We start from the raw sequence: 7,329 nt of genomic DNA, 5'->3' as shown, positions 1-7,329 counted from the left end.
ACAAAACCCCCTACTATCTGTTGTCAAGGTTCAGTTTTTAGCTTGGTTATCGCTTTTTCCATTGTAGCTTAAAGCCGTCCTAAAAGGACGGGGTTTTAACCCAAATTTTCGATAATCTCTTGATTGGCCGCGGGGAAAGTGTAATTATCTAGTTCCTGGATAGTTACCCAGCGGATTTCTTCACATTCGATCGCTCTTGCTTCGCCGCTGAGATAACGACAGTTATATACTTGCAGATTAACCCGAAAATGACTATAGGTGTGTTCGATAGTGATTAAATGACTATCCACTGCGATTTCAATGCCAATTTCTTCTAATATCTCCCGTTTAATACATTCCTGTACCGTTTCATTGCCTTCGATTTTGCCCCCGGGGAATTCCCAAAAACCGCCCAGGAGTCCCTTGGCTAGACGGCGATCGATTAAAATTAAATCTCGATCATCTCTAATTACGGCCACACCGATTTGTTTACAGGGTAAAGAGTCTGTTTCTGGAATCATAGCGGTTATTAGCGAAAAAACAGCAAAAAATAGTTAAAAACTGACTGCGGAAAATTGAGTCAAAAGATGATATAATCGAGAATTGTACGATTAACGATTAACAATGACAGTCAGTTCCGAATCAAAGTTTATTTTAAAAGTATTGTGGTTAGATCAGAACGTAGCGATCGCTGTGGATCAGGTGGTCGGCAAAGGAACTAGCCCCCTCACCGCTTATTTTTTCTGGCCGCGCAATGATGCTTGGCAACAACTGCAAGAGGAGTTAGAAGCAAAACACTGGATTGATGAGTCCGATCGCGTTGATGTTCTCAACAAAGCCACAGAAGTAATTAATTTTTGGCAAGAGTTACGCAATCAAGGCCGACAAATCCCCATGGCCGATGCACAGTTAAAATTCCCCGAAGTTGTTTTTAGTGGTAGCAATTAATTTATAGCAGTTATCTTAATGGGGAGCGACAAAATCTCCAGTTTTAGGCAACGGAAAACAGGAAACTTTTTCAGTGATCACCGAGCAGTAGGAGAACAGCAACTTCTCAATAAGTAGGGAGGAACAATTATTTGTAGGATGGGTTAGCGGTAGCGTAACATAATCGGGCGTTGGGTTTCATGCTTCAACCCAACCTACTGATAACTGATAACTGATAACTGATAACTGAAAAAGAATCGGGTAGGTTTATATAAACCCGCCCGATTTTGCTTGAATTTAATTTGATTTGGCTTGGTTTAAACCGATACTAAACCGCCAGCGGCCTGGTATCTAGCGCGAGCTTTGCGCCATGATTGTTGCGCTTGGATAGTTTTGCGACGGTCATCCCCTTTACTGACTTCATCGAGACGGGTTTGGGCCTGTTCGTATTCGGCGCGAGCTTTTTCTTTATCGATTTTTGAGCCTAATTCCGCCCCATTAACGAGGACTTTGATCTCATTATTTTCGACTTCGGCAAAACCGCCCAAAACCGCGATATTTTCCCAGTCTTTCCCCGGTCGAATTCGCATTACGCCAATATTCAGGGCAGTTAATAAAGGAGCGTGACCACTAAGAATACCTAATTGTCCCGTGGAACTGGGTAGGATTACTTCTTCGGCCACGTTATCCCAGACAATGCGATCGGGTGTAATAACCCGTACTGTAATGCTCATTGGTGATAATAACGATAATTTTGGCAGATTTCTGGGTTAAGTAACCGCTAAACGCGGTTACTACTGACTTTTAATTAGCCTTTTTTGAGTTTTTCGCCTTTAGCGATCGCTTCATCGATACTGCCGACCATATAGAACGCTTGTTCGGGTAAGCTATCGAGTTCACCTTTGAGGATCATCTGGAAGCCTTTGATCGTATCAGCGAGGGTAACGTATTTACCCGGGGAACCGGTGAACACTTCGGCCACGAAGAAAGGTTGCGAGAGGAAACGCTCAATTTTGCGAGCGCGGTCAACGGTGAGACGATCTTCTTCCGACAATTCGTCTAAACCGAGAATAGCGATGATGTCCTGTAACTCTTTATAGCGTTGCAGGGTAGATTGGACGGCGCGAGCGGTGCCGTAGTGTTCATCACCGACGATATCAGCTTGGAGCATGGTGCTGGTGGAACCGAGGGGATCTACCGCCGGATAGATACCTTTGGAAGCCAGACCACGGGATAGTACAGTTGTTCCGTCCAAGTGAGCGAAGGTAGTAGCGGGAGCGGGGTCAGTCAAGTCATCCGCAGGTACATAGACCGCTTGGATGGAAGTGATCGATCCTTCTTTGGTGGAGGTAATCCGCTCTTGCAGGTCGCCTACGTCAGTACCGAGGGTGGGTTGGTATCCTACCGCAGAAGGCATCCGACCGAGGAGCGCCGATACTTCCGAACCAGCTTGCACGAAACGGAAGATATTATCAATAAATAAGAGTACGTCTTGCTTGCTGACATCGCGGAAATATTCGGCCATGGTCAAAGCAGAGAGACCGACGCGCATTCTCGCTCCGGGGGGTTCGTTCATCTGACCGTAAACGAGGGCAATTTTCGAGTCTTCGGGGTTATCAGCGTTGATTACCTTCGATTCGATCATCTCGTTGTAGAGGTCGTTTCCTTCGCGGGTTCTTTCACCCACACCGCCAAAAACCGAGACACCACCGTGTTGAATGGCGATATTGTTGATTAATTCCATCATAATGACGGTTTTGCCCACACCAGCACCCCCAAAGAGGCCGATTTTGCCCCCTTGACGGTAGGGGGTGAGCAGGTCAATCACCTTGATACCGGTTTCAAAAACCGTCGGTGTTACTTCAAGATCGACTAATTTGGGAGCGGGACGGTGAATAGGAGAGGTTTCGGTGACGTTAACCGGTCCTTTTTCGTCCACGGGTTCACCAAGAACGTTAAAAATCCGACCGAGGGTGCATTTACCCACGGGAACGCTAATCGCCGCGCCGGTGTCCACGATATCCATACCACGCACTAAACCATCGGTGGTACTCATGGCAACGGCGCGCACTTGGTTATCACCGAGTAACTGTTGCACTTCACAAGTAACCGATAGATTTTGACCGGCGGAGTTAGTTCCTTTTACGGTTAAGGCATTATAAATACGGGGCAGTTTGCCACTGGGAAATTCGGCATCGATGACAGGACCGATGATCTGGACGATTTTACCAACGTTAGTTTCTGTTGTCGCTACCATTGTTTATGTCTACTCTGGGTTTTAGCTGATAACTCCCACAAGGGGAAAGTCTTAATTTTTTGTAAAATTAGCCAATACACAGCTTATCACGCTAGGGGATCAGATCAGTTATCAGTTATCAGTTATCAGTTACCAGTGATCAGATTTGAGTTTTCCGTGGACAGTCTGAGCGCTGATTGGTATTAAATGGCAATTTTCTGCTTACTGGTTACTGACCACTGATAAAAAGTAAGGCAGGCTAAGGCCTGCCTTAAAACAAAGCGAGGTTGATCAACTTTGAAGATGCCTACGCGGATGCAGTGCATGGAATTGGTCTATTACCATATATTGTCGATTATAGCAAGGGTTTTGCTGTTTGTATAGATTCAAATAACAAATAATTGTAAGCTTTACCATAGATGTTAATCTATACATTGAGCCGCAAGGACTATCTCTCGTCAAACTGGGTTTCAACCTGAACCTCAGTTCGGGATTAGTCAAAATTCTGAATGTTCTCCTAGCTGATAAACCCTATTCTTTCGTGGAACTGATGGCAAAATCTCTTTAACCGTAACTAACCTTGATTCGGTAAAGATTTTCCTCCTCTCGATCGCCTCGGAGAATTGTGCTGTAAGATATCTTCAGTTTAAATTGTTTATCCTCGCAATCGTAGATGAGAATAAATTTCGGTAGCTTTTGCGGGAATAGATCAATAATCTCAGGAAATTAACGGTTAATTATATGAATTCTGCTAAAATTATCGCCATTATCACGGGAGCAATTTCGATTTTAATCGCCGTTGCCTATTTAATCCTAGTCCAGATTCTTGACTTTCGTAGCGAGATGATTCCCGCTCCCCTAGAAGTTATTTTTCCCGGATGATAAAAATCAGGGTTGAAAATGTTTCAACCCCAGAAAAAGCAATTTTTGAGCGGATTAACCCACTGGTTGTAATACTAAATCCGGTTATTAAAAACTGATTATTTATTGCCTATTGCCTGTAAAGTGGAGGGTTGCATCAAAAGAGTTCCTCTGGCCTTATTGCCGGGGTCGTCTTTGCCAAGCAACAACTAATTTAATTTCCTCATAACTATAATTATCTCCCAGATTTTCTTTGAGAGTTTTCAGGGATTGATCGCCCAATTTTTTGATCACTAAACGAATATATTCCTGTTTATTTTTAGAGACTAACTGATTAATATCAATTTCGTAACCCGCTTCCAGCAATTTAGCTAAATGTTCATAGATGGTTGAGACTTTTAAGCTTCTTTTGCGAGCGATTTCTTCCGCATTCAACCCATCTTGATAGTATTGGAGAGTGAGGAATTGAGTAGAGGGAAGACTATCCTGACAAAAATCATTAATTGCCGCTATAAATATATCCCCATACTGTTGTACTTTACTGTGTACTACTCCAGAAATTTGACGAAACTGCCCCAAATTCCGGGGTTTCGATTGGGCCATCAAACGTAGACTAGAATCATGGAAAATAACGTAGGGAGGAACCCCTTGACTATCGGCAATTTTTTTCCGCAGTTGCCGCAAGCGCTCGAATAATAAATCACTTTCCACCATATTGGGATTGTCGTCTCCCAAGATTTGACCGTTAGCTTTTTGGGGGACGGCAATAAACACGGAACGTTGTTTCCGCATCACTTCCCAACTGTGTTGATTAAGTTTCAAGATTCTAAAATCGTCTTCAGTTTCTACTAATATATTTTGCTGGACAAGGGAACGACTTAAACGTTTCCACTCCTCCATAGTTTTATCTTTACCGATGCCATAAGTAGATAATAAATGATGTTGATATTGGGTGATTCTTTCACCTTTTCCTCCCCTGAGTACGTTGATTATGTGCATCATACCGAATTTTTGTCCCGTCCGCGCTACACAGGATAAAAATTTTTGTGCCTCGATTGTCCAATCCTCAGAATTGTTCCCATTCCGACAGTTATCACAGTTACCACAGTTACCCGCAAAACTTTCTCCAAAGTAACCTAGTACGCTCGATCTTCTACATTCAGTCCCTTCAGCATAATCTAACACCTGTCGCAATTGTTGACGAGCTTTCTGTTGTTCATTTTGCTCGGTTTTTTGGTTAATAAAATACTCAATTTTTCTGGCATCTGCAAAGCTAAAAAAGAGTGTACATTTAGCTGGTTCTCCGTCCCTACCCGCGCGGCCCGATTCTTGATAATATCCCTCTAAATTGCGGGGTAAATCGTAATGAATGACAAAGCGTACATCCGGTTTATTAATCCCCATACCGAAGGCAATTGTTGCCACCATAATCTGCACATCATCCCGAATAAAACGGGTTTGATTGTTACTTCTTTCCCGATCCTCCATACCCGCGTGATAGGGTAGGGCATTAATACCATCTTTTTGCAACTGTTCAGCAACTTTATCGACGGTTTTGCGGCTGATACAGTAAACTATTCCTGCTCCTTTTTGTCCTTTAATATATTGATACAATTGCTGATAAGATTTACTGGTTTTAGGTTGAACTTCATAATAAAGATTAGGACGATTAAAACTAGCAATATGAATGGAAGTATCTCGCAATCCTAATTGTTGGATAATATCTTCTCTAACCTGTTGGGTAGCGGTGGCAGTTAAAGCCAGAATTGGCACGGAGGGAAAGCGTTGACGAACTTGTTTAATTTGTCGATATTCAGGGCGGAAATCATGACCCCAATCGGAGACACAGTGAGCTTCATCCACTGCTAAACAGGCTAAACCGAGGTAATTATCAATAACAGCTAAAAAGTCTAAAAAACTAGGCGATAATAATCTTTCTGGGGCGACATATAACAGTTTAATTTTTCCTTGCAGGATTAAAGATTCTCTTTCTCTGACTTGTTTAGCGTTTAAAGTGCTATTGAGAAATGTTGCCCCGATGCCATTATCAGCTAAAGCAGTTACTTGATCCTGCATTAAAGCAATTAGGGGAGAAACCACCACCGTCACCCCTTTTTTGATTAAAGCGGGTAGCTGAAAACAGAGAGATTTACCGCCTCCAGTGGGCATAATTACTAATAAATCCTGATTGTTTAAAGCAGCCTCAATTATTTGGCGTTGATTCGGTCGAAATTGATCGTAGCCAAAGTGATATTTTAAGGCTTTTTCTAAAGAGTCAATTGCAGCCATTGAGCAAGGGGAAAAATATTTTTATAGTAGTTATTTTAAGGTTAGGGATTTAAGTGATCATTGATCAGTAATCAGTAAAAAGAAAGCTGATAGCCAAAACAACTGACCTTAAGATTGTCTCACCTGATCGGGAACACCAACAAAGGAGAGATTGGCTAATTTTTTCAGATTTTGACAGCGCAATAACTCGTTAAAATTGAGACTCGATCGCCCCTCAATTTCAGCTATAGTCTCAATAGCCGATAATAAACCCTTAGCGGCCTCGGTTTCCGTGTAACCGCGTCTAACAGCCACTTTTAGGGCCGCTTCATCCGCGTCTAATTCCCGTTGGGGGCTGCGTTTTTCTCGCCAAATCCGGTTAATTGCCAAGGCAGTTAAACCCCCCGCTACTGCTATACCGACGGCATCGGTTTGCAGGGTTTCCACGGTTAAACCGATCATACCAGCCAGAGCAATTAATCGATCGAGATCGGGTTTAAACCATTTTACTGCCGTTAAAACAGAGACGGCCCTTAACAAGACTAGATCCCGTTGGGGTCTTGATAATTGCCGCCAGAGGTCAAAATTAATTTGAATCGGTCTGACTCCTCTTTGCCAGGGCAGGGGAAAATTAGTTTCGATTACCTTGGTGCTTTCGGGTTTGCTGACAATGCGCGTCATCATCCGTCCCGAAGCAGGCATGAGGTCTAGTAAGTGACTAATCTCGTTGTCTTGGTTCATCGATCGCCGGCCAATAGTCTTCGATCATTGAGTATAATCGCTTTCTGAGCTAATATCTCTTTTCCGACAATTTTCTCAAAGTTGAGTTTTGTTAAGATAGAAAAAACGCTGGGGTTTGCCGACGCAAGGGACAAGGGGAGCAAAAATCGCTTCTCCTACTCTGCTATACCTTTTCAACAGGATTTAAGCTAAGACGCATTTAAAGCACTTATTCTTAAGATTAGCCGAATCTCCCCCAATCCCTTTACTGTTGCCTCTTGCCTCTTGCCTCTTGCCTCGTCTCAACAAGCAATTTAAATGCTTAACAGCTTAGTATT

At 43.1% G+C, this 7,329-nt stretch carries 7 protein-coding genes; 2 read left to right on the top strand and 5 right to left on the bottom strand.

The annotated features are described in order from the left end of the window. Window positions 1–95: 95 nt before the first annotated feature. Window positions 96–500, bottom strand: a complete 405-nt coding sequence (gene mutT, locus PX636_RS08445; RefSeq protein ID WP_288116742.1) for an 8-oxo-dGTP diphosphatase MutT — start codon at window positions 498–500, stop codon at window positions 96–98. Window positions 501–603: 103 nt separating this feature from the next. Here mutT and PX636_RS08440 point away from each other — a divergent pair, with 103 nt between their 5' ends. Then, a complete protein-coding gene (locus PX636_RS08440) occupies window positions 604–927 on the top strand; it encodes a 30S ribosomal protein PSRP-3 (protein WP_002760450.1) in 324 nt (107 codons plus the stop codon). A gap of 296 nt (window positions 928–1,223) precedes the next feature. Here the strand turns inward: PX636_RS08440 and atpC are convergent, their stop codons facing one another. Next, entirely contained in the window at window positions 1,224–1,640 is a 417-nt protein-coding gene (gene atpC, locus PX636_RS08435; RefSeq protein WP_002760449.1) for an ATP synthase F1 subunit epsilon, read from the bottom strand. A 74-nt stretch (window positions 1,641–1,714) separates the two neighbouring features. Further along, a complete protein-coding gene (gene atpD / locus PX636_RS08430; RefSeq protein WP_012263845.1) occupies window positions 1,715–3,163 on the bottom strand; it encodes a F0F1 ATP synthase subunit beta in 1,449 nt (482 codons plus the stop codon). A 720-nt stretch (window positions 3,164–3,883) separates the two neighbouring features. On the opposite strand from atpD, the gene PX636_RS08425 reads away from it, so the two are divergent. After that, complete coding sequence (locus tag PX636_RS08425) at window positions 3,884–4,024, top strand: hypothetical protein (RefSeq protein ID WP_002760440.1); 141 nt, start codon at window positions 3,884–3,886, stop codon at window positions 4,022–4,024. 156 nt (window positions 4,025–4,180) lie between these two features. Here PX636_RS08425 and recQ read toward each other — a convergent pair whose 3' ends face one another. Next, window positions 4,181–6,292: a DNA helicase RecQ gene (gene recQ, locus PX636_RS08420; RefSeq protein WP_288116741.1), complete on the bottom strand. Its 2,112-nt coding sequence runs from the start codon at window positions 6,290–6,292 to the stop codon at window positions 4,181–4,183. Window positions 6,293–6,400: 108 nt separating this feature from the next. Further along, entirely contained in the window at window positions 6,401–7,012 is a 612-nt protein-coding gene (locus PX636_RS08415) for a DUF3318 domain-containing protein (protein WP_002797490.1), read from the bottom strand. Window positions 7,013–7,329 lie beyond the last annotated feature (317 nt).

The sequence above is a fragment of the Microcystis sp. M53598_WE2 genome, from assembly GCF_030067735.1.
GTDB classification, from domain to species: domain Bacteria; phylum Cyanobacteriota; class Cyanobacteriia; order Cyanobacteriales; family Microcystaceae; genus Microcystis; species Microcystis aeruginosa.
Note: the sequence above shows the minus strand (reverse complement) of the source record. Positions and strands in the feature narration are given on the sequence as shown.